Origin of the sequence: Pseudomonas kairouanensis (assembly GCF_004682055.1) — a bacterium.
Classification (GTDB): Bacteria; Pseudomonadota; Gammaproteobacteria; order Pseudomonadales; family Pseudomonadaceae; genus Aquipseudomonas; species Aquipseudomonas kairouanensis.
Map to the genome: position 1 here is coordinate 21,430 of NZ_QUZU01000053.1, position 18,807 is coordinate 40,236.

Below are 18,807 nucleotides of genomic sequence, written 5' to 3' on the forward strand. Positions count from 1 at the left end.
GTTTCAAACGCTGCCCATGGACCTGTTTCGAAGTGACCCGATAGCCCAGCCCCTGGCCGCGCGCCTGCGCTCGACCAACCTGGATGAGTACGTCGGGCAAGAACACCTGCTCGCTCGCGGCAAGCCCTTGCGCGAAGCCCTGGAGCAGGGGGCGCTGCACTCGATGATTTTCTGGGGCCCGCCAGGAGTGGGCAAGACCACCCTGGCGCGGCTGCTGGCGAAAGTCTCGGATGCGCACTTCGAGACGGTCTCGGCGGTGCTCGCCGGGGTCAAGGAGATCCGCCAGGCCGTGGATGTGGCCAAGCAGCAGGCCGGCCAGTACGGCAAGCGCACCATCTTGTTCGTGGACGAAGTGCATCGTTTCAACAAGTCCCAGCAGGATGCCTTCTTGCCCTACGTGGAAGACGGCACGCTGATCTTTATCGGCGCCACCACCGAAAACCCTTCGTTTGAGCTCAACAACGCCTTGCTGTCGCGGGCGCGGGTCTATGTGCTCAAGAGCCTGGATGAAGCGGCGATGCAAAAGCTGCTGCACCGCGCCCTGAGCGAAGACAAAGGCCTGGGCAAGCGCCAGCTGAGCGTCAGCGACGAGGGCTTCAAGATCCTGCTCACCGCCGCCGATGGCGATGGTCGGCGTTTCCTCAACTTGCTGGAAAACGCCTCTGACCTGGCTGAAGACGGCACTGAAATTGGCGTAGACCTGCTGCAAAGCCTGCTGGGCGATACGCGCCGGCGTTTCGACAAGGGTGGCGAAGCTTTCTACGACCAGATATCGGCGCTGCATAAATCCGTGCGCGGCTCCAACCCGGACGGCGCTTTGTACTGGTTCGCCCGTATGATCGACGGCGGCTGCGACCCGCTGTACCTGGCGCGCCGTGTGGTGCGCATGGCCAGCGAAGACATCGGTAACGCCGACCCGCGCGCCCTGAGCCTGTGCCTGGCCGCATGGGACGTGCAGGAGCGCCTAGGCAGCCCGGAAGGTGAGTTGGCGGTGGCCCAGGCCATCACCTACCTGGCGTGTGCGCCCAAGAGCAACGCGGTGTACATGGGCTTCAAGTCTGCGCTGCGCGCCGCTGCCGAATACGGTTCGCTGGAAGTGCCGCTGCACCTGCGCAATGCACCGACCAAGCTGATGAAGCAGCTGGGTTACGGCGATGAATACCGCTATGCCCACGATGAACCGGACGCCTATGCGGCCGGTGAAGACTACTTTCCCGATGAGCTTGAGCCGCTGGCGCTCTACCAGCCGGTGCCCCGTGGGCTGGAGCTGAAGATCGGTGAAAAGCTCAATCACCTCGCCCAACTCGATCGACTCAGCCCCAAACAGCGGAGAAAGTAGTGCTCAAGACGATTCTTGCCGTGTCCACAGCCGGCATCGCTGGTACATTATTGCGTTTCGCCACCGGCACCTGGGTCAGCGCCAACTGGCCGAAGCATTTTTATGCCGCGACCCTGGCCGTCAACTTGGTGGGCTGCTTGATTATCGGGCTGTTGTACGGCTGGTTCCTGTTGCGCCCGGAAGTGCCGATTGAGATTCGCGCCGGCTTGATTGTCGGCTTTGTAGGCGGTCTGACGACCTTTTCATCCTTTTCACTGGACACGCTGCGCTTGCTGGAAAGCGGGCAGGCCCTGGTTGCCTTCGGGTACCTGGGCATCAGCGTGTTCGGCGGGCTGCTCGCCACCTGGGCTGGCCTGTCCTTGACCAAACTTTGATAAACGAGAGACCGACATGCTCGATTCCAAACTGTTACGTAGCAACCTTCAGGACGTAGCGGACCGCCTGGCTTCCCGTGGCTTTGCCCTGGATGTTGCGCGCATCGAAGCGCTGGAAGAACAGCGCAAGACCGTCCAGACCCGCACCGAAGCACTGCAGGCTGAGCGTAATGCCCGTTCCAAATCCATCGGTCAGGCCAAGCAGCGCGGCGAAGACATCGCGCCGTTGATGGCGGACGTCGAGCGCATGGGCACCGAGTTGTCCGACGGTAAAGTCGAGCTGGAAGGTATTCAGTCCGAGCTGGATTCGATCCTGCTGGGCATCCCCAATATCCCGCACGAGTCCGTGCCGGTGGGTGAAGACGAAGACGGCAACGTCGAAGTGCGCCGCTGGGGCACGCCAAAAGCCTTTGATTTTCCGATCAAGGACCACGTTGCCCTGGGCGAATTGACCGGTGGCCTGGATTTTGAAACCGCCGCCAAGATGTCCGGCGCGCGTTTCTCCTTGCTGCGCGGCCCGGTGGCGCGCCTGCATCGCGCCCTGGCGCAGTTCATGATCAACCTGCATACCGCCGAGCATGGCTACGAAGAAGCCTACACGCCGTACCTGGTGCAGGCCCCGGCGCTGATGGGCACCAGCCAGTTGCCGAAGTTCGAGGAAGACCTGTTCAAGATCAGCCGCGAAGGCGAAGCTGACCTGTACCTGATCCCGACCGCCGAAGTGTCGCTGACCAACATTGTGTCCGGCGAGATCCTCGACGCTAAAGAGCTGCCGTTGAAATTCGTCGCCCACAGCCCGTGCTTCCGTAGCGAAGCCGGTGCATCGGGCCGCGATACGCGCGGCATGATCCGCCAGCACCAGTTCGACAAGGTGGAGATGGTGCAGATCGTCGAGCCATCGACGTCCATGGACGCCCTTGAAGGCCTGACCGCCAACGCTGAGCGCGTGCTGCAACTGCTGGAGCTGCCGTACCGCGTGTTGGCGCTGTGCACCGGCGACATGGGTTTCAGCGCCGTGAAGACCTACGACCTCGAAGTGTGGGTGCCGAGCCAGGACAAGTACCGCGAGATCTCGTCGTGCTCCAACTGCGGTGATTTCCAGGCCCGTCGCATGCAGGCGCGTTTCCGCAACCCGGAAACCGGCAAGCCGGAGCTGGTGCACACCCTCAACGGTTCGGGCCTGGCTGTAGGTCGCACCCTGGTGGCCGTGCTGGAAAACTATCAGCAGGCTGACGGTTCCATCCGCGTACCTGAAGTGCTCAAGCCGTACATGGCGGGCGTTGAGGTCATCGGCTAAATGGAATTTCTGCCGCTGTTTCATAACCTGCGCGGCAGTCGTGTGTTGGTCGTCGGTGGCGGGGAGATTGCCTTGCGCAAATCCCGGCTGCTGGCCGACGCCGGCGCGTTGCTGCGGGTGGTTGCTCCCCAGATCGAAGACCAACTCAATGAGTTGGTACTGGGCAGTGGCGGGGAATTGATTCTGCGCGGTTATCAGGAAGCCGACCTTGACGGTTGCACCCTGATCATCGCCGCCACCGACGATGAATCGCTCAATGCCCAGGTGTCCAGCGATGCCAAGCGTCGTTGCGTGCCGGTCAATGTGGTGGACGCGCCAGCCCTGTGCAGCGTGATCTTCCCGGCAATTGTCGACCGTTCGCCGTTGGTGATTGCCGTGTCCAGCGGCGGCGATGCGCCGGTGCTGGCGCGCTTGATCCGCGCCAAGCTGGAAACCTGGATTCCGTCCACCTATGGCCAGTTGGCCGGGTTGGCGGCGCGGTTTCGTGCCCAGGTCAAAGGTTTGTACCCGGATGTGCAGCAACGACGTGCATTCTGGGAAGACGTGTTCCAAGGCCCGATTGCCGATCGTCAATTGGCCGGGCAGGGTGCAGAGGCCGAGCGTTTGCTGGTCGAGAAGGTCAACGGCGCACCGCCATACGCACCGGGCGAGGTTTACCTGGTGGGTGCAGGCCCCGGTGATCCGGACCTGCTGACCTTTCGCGCGCTACGTCTGATGCAGCAAGCCGATGTGGTGCTATACGACCGCCTGGTCGCACCGGCCATTCTGGAGCTTTGCCGCCGAGACGCCGAGCGCGTGTACGTCGGCAAGCGTCGCGCCGACCATGCTGTGCCCCAGGACCAGATCAACCAGCAACTGGTGGACCTGGCCAAGCAAGGCAAGCGCGTGCTGCGCCTCAAGGGTGGCGACCCGTTTATCTTTGGGCGTGGTGGCGAAGAGATCGAGGAACTGGCGGCCCATGGCATCCCGTTCCAGGTGGTGCCGGGTATCACCGCGGCCAGCGGCTGCGCGGCGTACGCCGGGATTCCGCTGACTCACCGCGACTATGCGCAATCGGTACGCTTCATCACCGGGCATTTGAAGGACGGCACATCGGACCTGCCTTGGCATGACCTGGTGGGGCCGTCGCAGACCCTGGTGTTCTACATGGGCTTGATTGGCTTGCCGATCATCTGCGAACAGTTGATCCAGCACGGACGCGCGGCGGATACCCCGGCGGCGTTGATCCAGCAGGGCACCACTTCCAACCAGCGGGTGTTTACCGGCACGTTGGCAGACTTGCCGCGCATGGTGGCGGAGCATGAAGTGCATGCGCCGACACTGGTGATCGTTGGTGAAGTGGTGGTGTTGCGCGAGAAGCTCAAGTGGTTTGAAGGCGCTCAGTCCCAAATCTGAACCTTTGCAGAAGCGAGCTTGCTCGCGAAAATCGCCAACGAAAACGCGGGCCTTCTGAAGGCCCGCGTTATTTTTGGGTTCTTCGCGAGCAAGCTCGCTCCTACAGGTTAGTTTTGTACACTTTTGCCGCTTAGCTTTTGTCGATCATGCGCTGCATCAAACCCCTGCAACGGCCCCTTCGGCACAATCCCCGTCGGATTGATTGTGCGGTGGCTGGCATAGTAATGCCCCTTGATGTGTTCAAAATCCACCGTCTCGGCCACGCCTGGCCACTGATACAGCTCCCTCAGCCAGTTCGATAAATTCGGATAATCGGCAATTCTGCGCAAATTGCATTTGAAGTGCCCGTAATACACCGCATCAAAACGAATCAGCGTGGTGAACAGGCGCACATCGGCTTCGGTGAGGTACTCACCTGCCAGGTAGCGGTGATCGCCCAGGTGATGCTCCAGGTAATCCAACTCGGCAAACACATCATCAAAAGCGCTTTCATACGCCTGCTGCGAAGTGGCAAAGCCTGCGCGGTACACGCCGTTGTTCACGGCGGGGTAGATACGCTCGTTCAGGGTATCGATAGTCGGGCGCAGCGCCTCGGGGTAGAAGTCCAGGGTATTACCGGTCAACCCGTTAAACGCGCTGTTGAACATGCGGATGATCTCTGCCGATTCATTGCTGACGATACGGTTGAGCTGCTTGTCCCACAGCACGGGCACGGTGACGCGGCCGGTGTAGTCGGCGGTATCGGCGGTGTAGCGTTGATGCATGAAGGCAAAGTCATCGAGGGCGTCACCGCTGGAGCCGCAGGCCTTGTCGAAGGTCCAGCCGTTTTCCAGCATCAACCAACTGACCACGGACACGTCGATCAGGCTTTCCAGGCCCTTGAGCTTGCGCATGATCAGGGTGCGGTGGGCCCACGGGCAAGCGAGGGACACATACAGGTGGTAACGGCCGGCCTCGGCCTTGAAGCCGCCTTCGCCGCTGGGGCCAGGCGCGCCGTCGGCGGTGACCCAGTTGCGGCGTTGCGCCTGTTCGCGCTGGAAAGCGCCGTCTGCGCTACTTTCGTACCACTGGTCTTTCCAGTGTCCTTCGATCAGCAAACCCATGACTGGCTCCTCAACTAATAAACGTTGGAGACCAGTCTAAAGGGATAGGTTCGATTTAAAAGCGCAAAGACTGCGGGTTAATTATCGATTAAATCGATTTGTCCCGAGCGTCCCAGTATTGCTGGGCCAGTACGAACGCTTGCTCGCGGGAATGGCCAAGGCCGCGCAAGGCCAGCGCCATCGTGGCAATCAGTGCCAGTTGTGGGTAGCTGTCCTCAACGTCACCGCGCCACAGCGCTTTCAAATGCTCGGGCTCCAAGGTGGCCGGTTTGACATGGCGTTGGGCGGACAGGGCGGGCCACTCTTCATCCCAGCTTTCGCCACCGGTGGTGCCATACAGGTGACTGGCGCTGTCGGGGTTGATCTCGATTTCGCCGCCGTCGCCCTTGACCACAATCACGTTGTCCCCCAGCAGGCCGCTGGCATCGCGGTGCACGCCCTGGTAGCCGGGGTGGAAAATGCTTTGCAGGCCCAGGCGCGCGTTCAGCGGGTTAAGCAGGCGAGCCAGGGAGTGGATGGGCGAGCGCAGGCCCAGGGTGTTGCGCAGGTCGATCATGCGTTGCAGCTGCGGCGCCCAGTCCCCCAGCGGGATGAATGCCAGGTTACCTTGCTCGAAAGCGGATTCGACCTGCTGCCAGTTGCGGCACAACGGGATCTGCAGGCCCTCCAGCAATTGCTCGGTGTACAACCGACCCGCCGTGTGGGCGCCGCCGCCGTGCATCAGGATACGCACGCCATTTTGCGCCAGGCACTTGGCCGCCAGCAGGTACCAGGGCAGGTGGCGTTTCTTGCCGGCGTAGGTGGGCCAGTCTACATCCACGTTCAGCGCCGGTGCCCTTAGGCGCTCGCGCACGGCTTGGGTGAAGCCGGCGAGTTCTTCCGGGCTTTCTTCCTTGTGACGCAGCAGCATCAGGAAGGCGCCGAGCTGGGTATCTTCGACTTTTTCATCGAGCAGCATGCCCATGGCTTCGCGGGCTTCCTCGCGGGTGAGGTTGCGCGCGCCGCGCTTGCCTTTGCCCAGGATGCGCACGAACTGCGCGAACGGGTGCTCGTCGGGGGTTTGAAGGGTCAGTGGGGCGAAGTCGGTCATAAGCAATTCGTCGGCCTGGGCAGGCCCGCCAGCTTGGCGGCGAGTTTGGCGGGAGTGCCGTTGAACAGTTTGTTGAGGTGCAGGCTGTTGCCCTTTTCCGGGCCCAGCTTCAAGGCGGTGTACTTGATCAGCGGGCGCGTGGCCGGGGAAAGCTGGAACTCGGCGTAGAAACCGCGCAGCAGTTCGAGGATTTCCCAGTGATCGGGCGTCAACGCCAGCGGTTCGGCGGCGGCCAGTGCCTGGGCGACCTCGACGGTCCAGTCGTTCAAGTCGACAAGGTAGCCGTCCTTGTCCAGTTCAAGGGTGCGTTCGCCAACGGTCAGGGTGTTCATAGCCAGCTGTTGACCTTGTCGTAGTCGAGCGACAGTTGCACGAAACCGGGGTAGTCCACGCTGTCGGCCCAGTCCGGTAAGGGCAGGTTGCGCGCCTGCATGTCTTCGGCCAGTACAAACACCTTCACGCCTTTGGTGTGCAGGGCGGGGGCGTGCAGCCCGTAGGCGCCGTCGCCACATAGCAGGATCGCGTCCTCGGCGCCGCAGATGCGCAGGCAGCTGTCGAGGCGGTTATCGGAAAACGGGGAGTGAGACACCACATGTAAAGTCGACATCAGAGGGTAATCACCTGGTCGTAGCGGTCGATCAATTGGGAAATGGCGTCGTTGCTCAACGGTTGCGCCTCCGTCGGCGGCGTCAATCCGCGCATGGCCATGCTGTGGCGGCAGACAAAGACATCGTCGATGCCGAACAGCCCCAATGCCTGCAGGTTGGCGCTGAGGTCTTTTTGTTGCACGGCCTTGGCGTTCTGGTGCGGGGCGAGCTGGAACACGCCGTCATCCATGAACAGCAGGCCAATCGGCAGGTCGAAGGCGCCGCCGGCCAGCACGATATCCAGGGCTTCACGCGCACTGGGCCCGGCCCAGGGGGCCTGGCGGCTGATCACCAATAAGGATTTGGACATGTCACGGCCCTCCAAAGCAGATCAGGCGGTCGGCCGTTTGGACGGCGTCATGCAATTGCCCCAGGCCCGACAACGCCCACGGCGCATCCAGGTTCACGGCGCTGCGCTGGTAGCGCGTGGCTTCTTCGGTGTTGAGCACGCCACGGCGCAAGGCGGCCGCAATGCACACCACGCCATCGAGCCGGTGCTGGCTGACGAACTCGCGCCATTGACGGGCGATGTCCTGCTCGTCCTGGGGCGCAACGATGTTGTTGGACACGCTGTACACGCCATCCTGGTAGAAAAACAGCCGCACAATCTCGTGCCCGCCAGCCAATGCGGCCTGGGCAAACAGCAGGGCGCGGCGCGAGGAGGGCGCGTGGGCTGCGGAAAACAGGGCTATGGCAAACTTCATGGAACACTCTGCAGGTAAACGTGGGGCAATGATAAAGCCGTCGTCATGAAAAAGCCCGCCGCGATCAAAACGGTCACTGTTGTTGATCGATCTGACGATTGCCGGTAGGACCAAGGCTGCCTAGTCTGTGGGCAATCGAAACGGAATCGGAGTGCTCATGTCAGGTCCCTTGGCGTCCCTCAAAGTGCTGGACTTTTCCACCTTGCTGCCCGGCCCGTTTGCATCCTTGATGCTGGCGGACATGGGCGCCGAGGTGCTGCGCATCGAGTCTCCCACGCGCATGGACTTGCTGCGGGTGTTGCCGCCGCATGATCAGGGCGTTTCGGCCAGTCATGCCTATCTCAATCGCAATAAACGCAGCCTGGGGCTGGACCTCAAGCAGACCGAGGCGCTGGAGATCGTCCGCGCGCTGGTCAAGGACTACGACATTGTCCTGGAGCAGTTCCGGCCCGGCGTCATGGAACGCCTGGGCTTGGGTTACGAGGCGTTGAAGGCGATCAATCCCCGGTTGATTTATGTCTCGATTACCGGCTACGGCCAGACCGGCCCTTATAAGGACCGTGCCGGGCACGATATCAACTACCTGGCACTGGCCGGCGTGGCCAGCTATACCGGGCGCCAGGACAGCGGGCCGTTGCCCCTTGGCGTGCAGTTGGCGGATGTGGGGGGTGGTTCATTGCATGCGGTGGTGGGGTTATTGGCGGCCGTGATTGCCCGGCAGCAGAGTGGGGTGGGGCAGCACCTTGACGTGAGCATGACGGATTGCTCGTTCAGCCTGAACGCCATGGCCGGCGCGGGTTACCTGGCCTGTGGGGTGGAGCCGCAACGGGAGGCACAGGTGCTCAATGGCGGCAGTTTCTATGATTACTACCGCACCCGGGACGGGCGCTGGATGTCGGTGGGCAGCCTGGAACCCGGGTTTATGCAGCAGCTCTGCGCGGCATTGGGGCGGCCGGAGTTGGCGGCGCTGGGGTTGTCGCCCGAACTCAAGGTTGCGCTGCAAGTCGAGTTTGAAAAACGCAGTTTCGATGAACTATGCGAGTTGTTCGCGGGCGTGGATGCGTGTGTCGAGCCGGTGTTGAGCCTGAGTGAGGCTGTGGAGCACCCACAGTTGAAGGCGCGCGAGTTGGTCAGCCAAGTGCCTCGCGGCGATGGTTCGACTCAGGCGCAGTTGGCCTGCCCGCTGAAATTTTCTGATGGCCTGCCGGAGCCACGGCACATTGGGGTGGCGGTGGGGGCGCACAGTGATGAGGTGTTGGCGGCGCTGGGGATGAGTGCTCAGCGGATAGCCGAGCTGCGGCGAGCCAAAGTCGTTGGGTAGCGCCTGGGCCGGCGCTTTCGCGAGCAAGTCCGCTCCCACATTCGACCGCGTTGTCAGGTTGATCACCGATCAAATGTGGGAGCGGGCTTGCTCGCGAAGGGGCCCTCACTCCACCCGAGTTTCCCCGGTAAACACCAAGGTCTGCCGACACCGCCGACACAAATACCGCCGCCCCTGAGCTACCAGCCCATGGCGCTGTGACGAAAACGGAAAGTCGCTGTCCGCACACGGGCACCGGTAGATATAGCGGGTCACCTGGCGGCGCTTCACTTCATAAGTGTGGCAACGGTCCGGCGGCAGTTCATAAACCCCGCGCATGATCAATTGCCATTCCTCACCATGGGGCTGGATGCGCTCGCCAAACAATTGGTGGGCAATCAAATGCGCCACTTCATGGGCCACGGTCTGTTTCAGAAAGTGTTGGCTGTTTTCACGGTACAACTGTGGGTTGAAGCGCAGCAGGTTCTCGTGCAAATGCGCGACACCAGCCTTCTGGCCCCGCAGCTTGAGGCTGACCTGGGGGCGTTTGAAGCTTCGTTTGAAAAAGGATTCGGCTTGTAGGAAACAATCTTCGACGCGGGTATTGAGTTGCTCGGGCATGCTGTACATATCTCCAGAGGCGCCCAGTATGCCGCAAAGCCGGGTGTTTCCGAATCTGTCAGGCGCCGAATGGTCATGCATCACGCACAAAGCCACCTTGCGGTGGCCTTGCTCACGGGTTGGAAACCGCTTAGTTGGTGTAGATCGGGCCGACGCCCAGGCCCCAGACGATCACGGTAAACGCCATGATTGCCACCAGCACCACCAGGCCTACCGCCAGGACCGAGCTGGAAAACAGGAAACCCTCATCCGGGTCGATGCTCATGAAGGTCGGCAACCCCACGTACAACAGGTACACCGTGTAGCAGATCGCCGCCGTGCCCACGACCATGCCCAGCCACATATGCGGGTACAGCGCTGCCAGCCCGCCGATAAACAGCGGTGTCGCGGTATAGGTGGCAAAGGCCACGCAGCGCGCCATGCTGGGGTTGGCATCGTAGGTGCGGGCCATCCAGTGAATGAACGCGCCCATCACCGCCACGCCGCCCAGCATGGCGACATAGGACATGATGGTCATCCACAATGCGCTTTCCTGGGTCAGCATCACCGGCGAGCGGTTGCCAATGACCCAGCCGACCTGGGTGGTGCCGATAAAGGCGGATACGGCGGGGATCGCCGCGAGGATCAGTGTGTGAGTGAGGTACATGTGGCCGATGCTTTCTTCTTTATCGCCACGGATTTCCCGCCATTCCTGGTCGGGATGGGTAAACAGCCCCACGACGTGATGGATCATGCCAGTCACTCCTGTCGTAATTACCATCGCCCCCCATCGGAGCGCCCACGGGCCAATTGGCCTGAAAGGTCTGGATAGATGTGCGACCTCAAGTCGCAGTATAGGAAGGGATGGCCGGAATAACTGTAGGGTCTTTAGAGCGAATTGCGCTGTAAACACGGGCGCTAATCGCGGCGCGGTCTGTTGTTTGGAATGCTGACCAATGTGGGAGGGGGCTTGCCCCCGATAGCGGTGATTCAGCCACATAATCTACAACTGATACACCGCCATCGGGGGCAAGCCCCCTCCCACATTGAATGTGGACAGCCGACATCGGTAAAATACCCGGCTTTTCGTCACACACCTCTAGCGGATCCAAGCGCCATGGGCACTCTTACGGTCAACCAGAACAAACTGCAAAAACGCCTGCGTCGCCTGGCCGGTGAAGCGGTCGCCGATTTCAATATGATCGAGGACGGCGACAAGGTCATGGTCTGCCTCTCCGGCGGCAAAGACAGCTACACCATGCTCGACGTGCTGCTGCACCTGCAAAAGGTTGCACCGATCAAGTTTGAGATCGTTGCCGTCAACATGGACCAGAAACAACCCGGTTTTCCCGAGCACGTGCTGCCGGCCTACTTGAAAGAGCTGGGCGTCGAATACCACATCGTCGAAAAAGACACCTATTCGGTGGTCAAGGAACTGATCCCGGAGGGCAAGACCACCTGCTCGCTGTGCTCGCGCCTGCGCCGTGGCACGCTCTACACCTTTGCCGACGAGATCGGCGCAACCAAGATGGCCCTGGGGCATCACCGCGACGATATCGTCGAAACCTTCTTCCTCAACATGTTCTTCAACGGTTCCCTCAAGGCCATGCCGCCCAAGCTGCGGGCCGATGACGGGCGTAACGTGGTGATCCGCCCGCTGGCGTATTGCAACGAAAAGGACATCCAGGCCTACTCCGACCTCAAGCAGTTCCCGATCATCCCGTGCAACCTGTGCGGCTCCCAGGAGAACCTGCAGCGCCAGGTGGTCAAGGAGATGCTGGTGGACTGGGAGCGCAAGACCCCGGGTCGTACCGAAAGCATCTTCCGCAGCCTGCAGAACGTGCAGCCTTCGCAGTTGGCTGACCGCAACCTGTTTGACTTCACCAGCCTCAAGATCGATGAGAGTGCCGCGTCGCGCTTCGTCAATGTAGTGAACCTCTAAGGTTCTTCAACGCTCTGAAAGACGGCGCTCATGGGCGCCGTTTCTATTTGAATCCCCAGGAGAGGGCATGCGCGATTACAAGTGGCTGCACGAATATTGTCTGAACCGCTTCGGTTCGGCGGCCGAGTTGGAAGCCCACCTGCCGGTGCCCAATACCCCGGCGCAGTTGCGCAAGATCAGTGATGACCGCTATTTGTCGACCCTGGCGCTGCGGGTGTTTCGCGCGGGCCTCAAGCACAGCGTGGTGGACGCCAAGTGGCCGGCGTTCGAGAAAGTGTTCTTCGGCTTCGATCCGGAAAAAGTCGTGCTGATGGGCGCCGAGCACCTGGAGCGGCTGATGCAGGACACCAGCATCATCCGCCACCTGGGCAAGCTCAAGAGCGTGCCGCGCAATGCGCAGATGATCCTGGATATTGCCCAGGAGAAGGGCAGCTTCGGCGCGTTTATCGCCGATTGGCCGGTGACCGATATCGTGGGGTTGTGGAAGTACCTGAGCAAGCATGGCCATCAGTTGGGTGGGCTGTCGGCGCCGCGCTTTTTGCGCATGGTAGGCAAGGACACCTTTGTGCCCAGTTATGACGTGGTGGCGGCGTTGAATGCACAGAAGATCGTCGACAAGGCGCCCACCAGTTTGCGCGACCTGGCGACGGTTCAGGGGGCCTTTAACCAGTGGCATGCCGAGAGTGGGCGGCCGATGTGTCAGCTGTCGATGATGCTGGCTTATACGGTGAATCATTGAGACCGAGGTGATGCCTTCGCGAGCAAGCCCGCTCCCACATTTGACCGATTTGCTTCAGTTGAAATGCGGTCAAATGTGGGAGCGGGCTTGCTCGCGAAGGCTGCCTGACGGGCACTACAGCTCTATCAGGCCTCAGCGAGTCGCCGACTCAACTGATGCCGCCAGCGCACATACAGCAACGCCGTACAAAACACCGCCAGACTCGCCACCATCTCCAACACCCCGAACCACTGCCGGTTCGGGTCATAGGCCGCCAACGCGCCCTTGATGAAATACAGGTTCACCGCAAAACACATCCACGAATGCCCGCGCGCACTGCCCAGCAGCATGCCGGGCGCCAGCACCAGCAGCGGCACCAGTTCGACCAACAGGATCACCCACGGGCGCGCACCGTGCAGGTCGGCGACGAACAGGTAATAGCCGCAGAGCAAACCCACCAGGGCGAAAAACGCCAGCAGGCTCAGTGCGCGTGCCAGCTTCACCCGTGGTTCGAGCCACGCCTGGGGCGGCAACACCTTAGGCTTCCTGGCCACGACCGCCCTCCAGCAAGGTGGCGGTGTTGGCCAGGCGCAGGCCCAGGGCACGGCACAGAGCGATTTCGTGTGGGTCGAGCATGCGCTTGCCATCCGGCCCCGCGTGGTGGCTGGCGCCGTAGGGTGTCCCACCGCCTTTGGTGTCGAGCAGGGCCTGTTCGCTGTAGGGCAGGCCGGTGATCAGCATGCCGTGGTGCAGCAACGGCAACAGCATCGACATCAGGGTGGTTTCCTGACCGCCGTGCAGGCTGGCGGTGGAGGTGAACACCCCGGCCGGTTTGCCGACTAAGGCGCCGGTAAGCCACAGGTTGCTGGTGCCGTCGATAAAGTACTTGAGCGGCGCCGCCATGTTGCCGAAGCGGGTCGGGCTGCCCAGGGCCAGGGCCGAGCAGTGTTTCAGGTCGTCGATGCTGGCATACAGCGCGCCTTCATCCGGGATGCTTGGCGCCACGGCTTCGCACTCGCTGGAGATGGCCGGTACGGTGCGCAGTCGCGCCTCCATGCCGCCTTGCTCGATGCCCCGGGCAATCTGCCGGGCCATTTCGCTGACCGAACCATTGCGGCTGTAATACAGCACCAGCACATACGGCGTCGTCACGGCAGGATCTCCAGCACGTTCTCGGGTGGGCGGCCAATGATGGCTTTATCGGCGGTTTCCAGGACCGGGCGCTCCATCAACTTTGGGTGCGCGGCGATAGCGGCGACCAGTTGCGCTTCACTCAGGCTGGCGTCGGCCAGGTTGAGGGTTTTGTATTCGTCTTCGCCGGTGCGCAGCAACTGGCGTGCGCTGAGGCCCAGTTTGGCGAGCAGCGCTTTTAATTGCGCGGCGTCCAGCGGGGTTTCCAGGTAGCGCACCACGGTCGGGGTAAGGCCGCGGGCTTCGAGCAGTTCCAGCGCACCGCGGGATTTCGAGCAGCGCGGGTTGTGATAAAGCGTCAGATCGGTCATGTGCGGGTCGCATCTTGCGTAAGGTGGCGGGTATTCTACCCGCGCAGCGCGCCGACCTTAAACCGTAAGAGGCGATAGGTCGCAGCCAACGTTCATTTTTACGAAGGAATACCCCATGACCAGGCAATTGATCGGTGCATTGACGATCATCACCACCCTGCTGCTCAGCGGCTGCGGTAACGATTACGGCGTTGACCAATATGGCCAGAAAGTCGCGGCCGAGCGCCTGGACAAACAATGGGTGGTGGTCAACTACTGGGCTGAATGGTGCGGGCCGTGCCGCACGGAAATTCCCGAACTCAATGCCTTGGCGGAGCAGTTGAAAGGGCAGAACGTCGGCGTGTTCGGGGTGAACTTCGACAATGTGCAGGGCGATGAGCTGAAGGCCGCCAGTGAGAAACTGGGGATCAAGTTCACCGTGCTGGCGCAGAACCCGGAGGACATTTTCGAGATTCCCCGCAGCGAAGCGTTACCGGTGACCTACATCATTGATGACAAGGGCAAGGTGCGCGAACAGTTGATGGGGGAGCAGACGGCGGAAGGGGTGATTGCAAAACTGAAGGCACTGCGCGGTTAACGCAACAAAACAAAACCAATGTGGGAGCGGGCTTGCTCGCGAATGCGCCGTGTCAGTCAAAGATGTTGTGACTGATCCACCGCTTTCGCGAGCAAGCCCGCTCCCACATTTTTGACCTCGATCAGACCTGAGGTTGGTGTTGTCAGCCTTCTTCAAGCCACAAGCGAATCGGCTTGCCTTCAGCAGGCCAGAAGCGCGTCTGCTCGATCGGCGAGATGTCCCAGCGCTGCACGCCTTGCAAGGCCTGGAAGAAGCGATGTTCCTGCTCCATCAACGCCTCGGCGCAGAGTTTGCGGGTGCTGCCGATCTTGCCGAAGCTGAGCTTGTCGCCCTCTAGGGTGTACGGCGCGAACCAATGGTTGCAGCCGCCATTGCCATAGGCACGGCCATCGGCGCCAAGGGTGACCGTCAGGTGCGCGTAGTCCATCAGCGGCCGTTCACCGATCCATTCCACTACGTAGCTGTGATCCTGCTTGAGCTTGACCGCATCCCCGGCGCAACCAGTCAGGCCGACGCCAAGGGCGGCGAGCAGAAGCAGGCCTTTCATTGCGCGGCCTTCTGGCATTTCGGGCAGCGGTGCTTGTCGCCTTCGCTGGACCAGCCAAGCTCTTTGATACGTGCGTTGGCGGCCGGTTGCAGCGGCTCTTTGGTGAGCTTGGTTTCTACCGCGAATTCAAACTCCAGCACGGCATCGCAGCTGTCGCAGTTGACCTTCCAGGTGTGAATCTCAAGCTCGCCGAATTTGGGCCCCTGGGCCATGGCGACCCACTGGCCCGCCGGGCGAATGGAGTAACGTGCGTCACCTTCGACCGTCAGGCGCATCGACAGGGTTTTACTGCCGCGCAGGGTGACGATCAATACGTCGCCATGCTTGATCGAACCACCGTTGCCAGTGATCTGGTAACGGCCTGGCACCAGGGCGCGGCATTCAATCAGGGTGTGTTGCGGGCTCAGCAAGCTGAAGCGGAAATCGTGTTCGGCCATGGATCCTCCAAATAGGCGCGGCATCCTATCACGGGTGCCGGCCCATCATGCGCCTGGTATGTGACCGCTGATCAACCTTCGACCAGGTTCTGCGCCTGGCCATCGGCCCATGCGGCGATGTTGGCCAGGGTAGTGCCTGCAATCGCCGCCAGGGCCTCGCGGGTGAGGAATGCCTGGTGGGCGGTGATGATCACATTGGGGAAGGTCAGCAGCCGCGCGAGCACGTCGTCTTGCAGGGGCAGGTCGGAGCGGTCCTCGAAGAACAACTGCGCCTCCTCTTCGTACACATCCAGGCCCAGGTAACCGAGTTGGCCGTCCTTGAGGGCTTCGATCAGTGCCGGTGTGTCCACCAGGCCGCCGCGACCGGTATTGATCAGCATGGCGCCGGGCTGCATATGGGCCAGGGAGGCGGCGTTGATCAGGTGCTTGCTGTCGGCGGTGAGTGGGCAATGCAGGCTGATGATCTGCGCCTGGGCCAGCAACTCCGGCAGGCTTACGTAACGGGCGCCAAGGGCCAGCACCTGCGGGTTGGGGAAGGGGTCGTAGGCCAGCAACTGGCAGCCGAACCCCGCCATGATCTTGGCGAACGTGGCGCCGATCTGACCGGTGCCGACCACGCCGACGGTCTTGCCCACCAGGTCGAAACCGGTAAGGCCATGCAGGCTGAAATCGCCATCGCGGGTGCGGTTGTAGGCGCGGTGCAGGCGGCGGTTGAGGGCCAGGATCAGCGCCACGGCGTGTTCTGCCACGGCGTGAGGCGAATAGGCCGGTACGCGCACCACGGCCAGGCCCAGGCGCCTGGCGGCGGCCAGGTCTACATGGTTATACCCGGCCGAGCGCAGCGCGATCAGCCGCGTGCCGCCTTTGGCCAGGAGCTCCAGCACGGGGGCGCTGAGGTCGTCATTGATAAAGGGGCAGACCACTTGGTGGTGTTCGGCCAGGGCCACGGTGTCGAGGTTCAGCCGTGCCGGTTGGAATTGCAGCTCAACGCCGGGTGGCAATGGCTCGCCGAGAAAGCTGTCGCGGTCGTAGGTTTGGCTGCTGAAAAGAATCACGCGCATTGAAAAGCTCCCTGCAATTTACAACGTGAGAATAACCGTCCTTGTGGGAAGTCGGCTTGCCCCTCCCACAGGTCAGCATCACTCCTAAGGTTTCAGGCACTCACCCGCGCCTCACCGGCCAGCCGGGTAATGGCAACATCCAGTTCATCCAGCGCCGCCAGGGCCTTGGCATCGTCCTGCTTGAGCAGCGTTTCGGCCCGTTGGCAAGCGGCGCGCAGTTGCGGCACGCCACAGTAACGCGTGGCACCGTGGAGGCGGTGGACGCGTTCGATCAGTGCGTTGTTGTCATTGGCGTCGCGGGCGATGGCAATGGCCAGGCGATCGGCTTCCAGGGACGCCAGCAGCATGGCAAGCATATCGGCCGCCAAGTCGGTCTTGCCGGCGGCCAGGCGCAGGCCTTCTTCATGGTCCAGTACGGGCAGTTGCGCGCCTGTACCAACGCCCTCGGCGACCCGGTCGGGGCTCTGGTTGCGCAGGGCCAGGCCGGTCCACTTCAGCACCACCTGGGCCAGTTGCCGCTCGCTGATGGGCTTGGTCAGGTAATCGTCCATGCCGCTTTGCAGCAGGGCGCGTTTTTCATTGGCCATGGCGTGGGCGGTCAGGGCGACGACGGGCAGTGGCGTGCCATTGCGCTCGCTTTCCCACTGACGGATCGCCTCGGTGCTCTGGCGACCATCCATGCCGGGCATTTGCACGTCCATCAGCACCAGGTCGAAGGTGTCCTGTTTCACCGCATCGACGGCGGCATAACCGCTTTCTACCGCGCGCACCCGAGCGCCCATGTCTTCCAGCAGGGTTTGTACCAGCAGCAGGTTCGCCGGGTTGTCGTCCACGCACAGCACTCGCGGGGCACGGCTGGACAATGGCTCGCCGGGCTCGCTGCGTGAGGGGCGCGGGCTGATCAGGTCGGACAAGGCGCGACGCAGCTTGCGGGTGCACGCCGGCTTGGCCTGCAACTGGCTGTTGGGGTTGGGGACCGATTGGTTGAACAGCATTTGCTCGGTGGTGGGGCACAGCACCAGCACCTTGCAGCCCAGGTGTTCCAGGTCCCACAAGTGCTGGTTCAGGCGTTCTGGCGGAATGTCGTTGGCCGTCACGCCGAGCACCGCCAGGTCGATGGCTTGCTCGGTCTGGTGGGCGCTGGTGATGCCATTGGTCAGGCTTTCCAGGGTGTTGAATGGCGTGACTTCCAGGCCGCAGTCTTCCAGTTGATGCTGCAGGGCCTGGCGTGCAAGCTCGTGGTTTTCCAGGACCGCCACGCGATGACCCAGCAGTGGGGCGCTTGGCAGATCCTCGACGTCATCGCGGGTCTTGGGCAAATTCAGGCTGATCCAGAATTCCGAGCCTTCCCCCGGCGTGCTGTCGACGCCGATTTCGCCGCCCATCTGCTCGATCAAACGCTTGGAAATCACCAGCCCCAGGCCCGTACCGCCGGGTTGGCGGGACAGCGAGTTGTCTGCCTGGCTGAACGCCTGGAACAGCGCCCGCACATCCTGGCTGGACAGGCCGATGCCGGTGTCCTGCACGCTGATGCGCAGTTGCACGCTGTCTTCCTGCTCGTCCTCGATCATCGCCCGGGCCACGATGGTGCCTTCGCGGGTGAACTTGATGGCGTTGCTGATCAGGTTGGTGAGGATCTGCTTGAGGCGCAATGGGTCGCCCACCAGGGCCAGGGGGGTGTCCCGATAGACCAGGCTGACCAGCTCAAGCTGCTTGGCGTGGGCGGCGGGGGCGAGGATGGTCAGGGTGTCTTGCAGCAGGTCACGCAGGTTGAAGGGGATGCTGTCGAGCACCAGCTTGCCGGCCTCGATCTTCGAGAAGTCGAGGATCTCGTTGATGATGCCCAGCAGGTTGTCGGCGGATTTTTCGATGGTGCCCAAATAGTCGAGCTGACGCGGCGTGAGTTCGCTTTTTTGCAGCAAGTGGGTAAAGCCAAGAATGCCGTTGAGTGGCGTGCGGATTTCATGGCTCATGTTGGCCAGGAACTCCGACTTGATGCGGCTGGCTTCGAGTGCTTCCTTGCGGGCCAGGTCCAGCTCGATGTTCTGGATCTCGATGGTTTCCAGGTTCTGGCGCACGTCCTCGGTGGCCTGGTCGATGCTGTGCTGCAGTTCTTCCTGGGCATTCTGCAGGGTCTCAGCCATGCGGTTGATGCCCGAGGCGAGTTGGTCCAG

Annotated in this window: 23 protein-coding genes; 8 read left to right on the forward strand and 15 right to left on the reverse strand. The window is 61.8% G+C overall.

Annotated features, from left to right (window positions below; translation table 11 throughout):
• Positions 1 to 16 precede the first annotated feature (16 nt).
• The 4 genes from DYL59_RS27520 to cysG are packed head-to-tail and all read left to right on the forward strand — an operon-like array spanning position 17 to position 4,405.
• Positions 17 to 1,339 (forward strand): replication-associated recombination protein A, encoded by a 1,323-nt coding sequence (locus tag DYL59_RS27520; protein WP_135291973.1) that lies wholly within the window; start codon positions 17 to 19, stop codon positions 1,337 to 1,339.
• The gene (crcB, locus tag DYL59_RS27525) at positions 1,339 to 1,713 is read left to right on the forward strand and encodes a fluoride efflux transporter CrcB (protein ID WP_135291974.1); all 375 of its coding nucleotides are present in this window, start codon (positions 1,339 to 1,341) and stop codon (positions 1,711 to 1,713) included. Before DYL59_RS27520 ends, crcB begins: the two co-directional genes overlap by 1 nt.
• 16 nt (positions 1,714 to 1,729) lie before the next feature.
• Positions 1,730 to 3,010 (forward strand): serine--tRNA ligase, encoded by a 1,281-nt coding sequence (gene serS / locus DYL59_RS27530; RefSeq protein WP_135291975.1) that lies wholly within the window; start codon positions 1,730 to 1,732, stop codon positions 3,008 to 3,010.
• A complete protein-coding gene (gene cysG, locus DYL59_RS27535) occupies positions 3,011 to 4,405 on the forward strand; it encodes a siroheme synthase CysG (protein WP_135291976.1) in 1,395 nt (464 codons plus the stop codon).
• Positions 4,406 to 4,512: 107 nt separating this feature from the next.
• Here cysG and DYL59_RS27540 read toward each other — a convergent pair whose 3' ends face one another.
• From DYL59_RS27540 to tusD, 6 genes are all read right to left on the reverse strand, one after another.
• Positions 4,513 to 5,508, reverse strand: coding sequence for a glutathione S-transferase family protein (locus tag DYL59_RS27540; protein WP_135291977.1), 996 nt, complete (start codon positions 5,506 to 5,508; stop codon positions 4,513 to 4,515).
• An 88-nt stretch (positions 5,509 to 5,596) separates the two neighbouring features.
• On the reverse strand, positions 5,597 to 6,598 hold the full coding sequence (locus DYL59_RS27545; RefSeq protein ID WP_135291978.1) for a glycosyl transferase family protein: 1,002 nt from the start codon (positions 6,596 to 6,598) through the stop codon (positions 5,597 to 5,599).
• Positions 6,595 to 6,930, reverse strand: coding sequence for a TusE/DsrC/DsvC family sulfur relay protein (locus DYL59_RS27550; RefSeq protein ID WP_135291979.1), 336 nt, complete (start codon positions 6,928 to 6,930; stop codon positions 6,595 to 6,597). Before DYL59_RS27550 ends, DYL59_RS27545 begins: the two co-directional genes overlap by 4 nt.
• Positions 6,927 to 7,205 (reverse strand): sulfurtransferase complex subunit TusB, encoded by a 279-nt coding sequence (gene tusB / locus DYL59_RS27555; RefSeq protein WP_135291980.1) that lies wholly within the window; start codon positions 7,203 to 7,205, stop codon positions 6,927 to 6,929. The genes DYL59_RS27550 and tusB overlap by 4 nt, the downstream gene beginning before the upstream one ends.
• A complete protein-coding gene (tusC, locus tag DYL59_RS27560) occupies positions 7,205 to 7,555 on the reverse strand; it encodes a sulfurtransferase complex subunit TusC (RefSeq protein WP_135291981.1) in 351 nt (116 codons plus the stop codon). Before tusC ends, tusB begins: the two co-directional genes overlap by 1 nt.
• 1 nt (position 7,556) lies before the next feature.
• Entirely contained in the window at positions 7,557 to 7,949 is a 393-nt protein-coding gene (gene tusD, locus DYL59_RS27565) for a sulfurtransferase complex subunit TusD (RefSeq protein ID WP_135291982.1), read from the reverse strand.
• Between the two features lie 157 nt (positions 7,950 to 8,106).
• On the opposite strand from tusD, the gene DYL59_RS27570 reads away from it, so the two are divergent.
• Positions 8,107 to 9,270: a CaiB/BaiF CoA transferase family protein gene (locus DYL59_RS27570; protein ID WP_135291983.1), complete on the forward strand. Its 1,164-nt coding sequence runs from the start codon at positions 8,107 to 8,109 to the stop codon at positions 9,268 to 9,270.
• Positions 9,271 to 9,375: 105 nt separating this feature from the next.
• Here the strand turns inward: DYL59_RS27570 and DYL59_RS27575 are convergent, their stop codons facing one another.
• On the reverse strand, positions 9,376 to 9,870 hold the full coding sequence (locus DYL59_RS27575; RefSeq protein WP_105522930.1) for a SprT family zinc-dependent metalloprotease: 495 nt from the start codon (positions 9,868 to 9,870) through the stop codon (positions 9,376 to 9,378).
• A gap of 130 nt (positions 9,871 to 10,000) precedes the next feature.
• Complete coding sequence (locus tag DYL59_RS27580) at positions 10,001 to 10,603, reverse strand: Yip1 family protein (protein WP_135291984.1); 603 nt, start codon at positions 10,601 to 10,603, stop codon at positions 10,001 to 10,003.
• Positions 10,604 to 10,966: 363 nt separating this feature from the next.
• On the opposite strand from DYL59_RS27580, the gene ttcA reads away from it, so the two are divergent.
• On the forward strand, positions 10,967 to 11,791 hold the full coding sequence (gene ttcA / locus DYL59_RS27585; RefSeq protein ID WP_135291985.1) for a tRNA 2-thiocytidine(32) synthetase TtcA: 825 nt from the start codon (positions 10,967 to 10,969) through the stop codon (positions 11,789 to 11,791).
• 67 nt (positions 11,792 to 11,858) lie between these two features.
• Positions 11,859 to 12,530 (forward strand): DNA-3-methyladenine glycosylase I, encoded by a 672-nt coding sequence (locus tag DYL59_RS27590; RefSeq protein WP_135291986.1) that lies wholly within the window; start codon positions 11,859 to 11,861, stop codon positions 12,528 to 12,530.
• A 125-nt stretch (positions 12,531 to 12,655) separates the two neighbouring features.
• On the opposite strand, the gene DYL59_RS27595 is transcribed toward DYL59_RS27590, so the two are convergent.
• The 3 genes from DYL59_RS27595 to arsC are packed head-to-tail and all read right to left on the reverse strand — an operon-like array spanning position 12,656 to position 14,011.
• Positions 12,656 to 13,063, reverse strand: coding sequence for a DUF2069 domain-containing protein (locus tag DYL59_RS27595; protein ID WP_135291987.1), 408 nt, complete (start codon positions 13,061 to 13,063; stop codon positions 12,656 to 12,658).
• Positions 13,047 to 13,661 carry an NAD(P)H:quinone oxidoreductase gene (gene wrbA, locus DYL59_RS27600; protein WP_135291988.1) on the reverse strand — a complete coding sequence of 205 codons (615 nt, stop codon included), beginning with the start codon at positions 13,659 to 13,661 and terminating at the stop codon, positions 13,047 to 13,049. The genes DYL59_RS27595 and wrbA overlap by 17 nt, the downstream gene beginning before the upstream one ends.
• The gene (gene arsC / locus DYL59_RS27605; protein ID WP_135291989.1) at positions 13,658 to 14,011 is read right to left on the reverse strand and encodes an arsenate reductase (glutaredoxin); all 354 of its coding nucleotides are present in this window, start codon (positions 14,009 to 14,011) and stop codon (positions 13,658 to 13,660) included. The genes wrbA and arsC overlap by 4 nt, the downstream gene beginning before the upstream one ends.
• Before the next feature lie 115 nt (positions 14,012 to 14,126).
• Here arsC and DYL59_RS27610 point away from each other — a divergent pair, with 115 nt between their 5' ends.
• Positions 14,127 to 14,588: a TlpA family protein disulfide reductase gene (locus DYL59_RS27610; RefSeq protein ID WP_135291990.1), complete on the forward strand. Its 462-nt coding sequence runs from the start codon at positions 14,127 to 14,129 to the stop codon at positions 14,586 to 14,588.
• A gap of 142 nt (positions 14,589 to 14,730) precedes the next feature.
• Here the strand turns inward: DYL59_RS27610 and DYL59_RS27615 are convergent, their stop codons facing one another.
• From DYL59_RS27615 to DYL59_RS27630, 4 genes are all read right to left on the reverse strand, one after another.
• Entirely contained in the window at positions 14,731 to 15,135 is a 405-nt protein-coding gene (locus tag DYL59_RS27615) for an META domain-containing protein (protein ID WP_135291991.1), read from the reverse strand.
• Complete coding sequence (locus DYL59_RS27620; RefSeq protein ID WP_135291992.1) at positions 15,132 to 15,572, reverse strand: hypothetical protein; 441 nt, start codon at positions 15,570 to 15,572, stop codon at positions 15,132 to 15,134. The genes DYL59_RS27615 and DYL59_RS27620 overlap by 4 nt, the downstream gene beginning before the upstream one ends.
• Before the next feature lie 71 nt (positions 15,573 to 15,643).
• A complete protein-coding gene (locus tag DYL59_RS27625) occupies positions 15,644 to 16,633 on the reverse strand; it encodes a 2-hydroxyacid dehydrogenase (protein WP_135291993.1) in 990 nt (329 codons plus the stop codon).
• A gap of 92 nt (positions 16,634 to 16,725) precedes the next feature.
• Positions 16,726 to 18,807 (reverse strand): response regulator (locus DYL59_RS27630; protein ID WP_135291994.1); only part of this gene is annotated, 2,082 nt, incomplete at its 5' end.